This window comes from Blautia sp. HCN-20427, from assembly GCF_037890365.1.
Taxonomy (GTDB): domain Bacteria; phylum Bacillota; class Clostridia; order Lachnospirales; family Lachnospiraceae; genus Blautia.
In genome coordinates this window covers 1-652 of the sequence record NZ_JBBKBX010000071.1, presented here as the reverse complement: position 1 = coordinate 652, position 652 = coordinate 1, and the positions used below count along the sequence as shown (strand labels likewise).

The window sequence follows — 652 nt, the reverse complement described above, 5'->3', positions numbered from 1 at the left end:
TGTTCCTCTTTGATTTTATCAAATCCAAGCAGCTGTTTGCATGGTATAAAATAATGGGATTTACTTTGATTGCCTGTATGGTCTGCACCATACGGCATATGGGAAACGTAATTGTTCTGATAACCCTGCTGGCGCTCCTGCTCTATGAATGGAAGTCGAAATACACTGACACAAAAAAACGAAAAAAACAGCTGCTCTTTCTTCTGGGTGTGTCCATTCTGATACCTGTATTTCTAATCAACATACTGGGCAGCCATGTTCTTCACATGGTACCCAATGAAGAATATGTAAAATACAGTGTCCCAGTATCCATGGCTGGTGCTGTGGCCTCCAAAGAAACTTTAGACGCAGAAGATATTGCTGTTTTGGAAGAAATCATGCCTTTAGAAAAATGGCAGTCCTGCTATGACAAATATTATGCTGACTCCTTGTCCCGGACTTGGGGTGCCATAGGAGACGATGCTTTAAAACTAAGAGATAAAGATTTTCAGAAGAAAATTCTTCTGCTCAATGCAAAATTTTTATTCAAATATCCTGTGACTTATCTTACTGCATACTTTGATATGACCAGTATTATCTGGGAAATGGGAACGCCGGCTGACGGATATGAATGGATTCCTGTCACAATTTACAGTTCTGCCTTGGATAATTA

General features: G+C 39.7%; 1 protein-coding gene. It reads left to right on the top strand.

The features are described from left to right. Nucleotides 1-652, top strand: a 652-nt coding sequence (locus WKT17_RS16240; RefSeq protein ID WP_340273716.1) for a hypothetical protein, incomplete at both ends; no start/stop codon positions are given.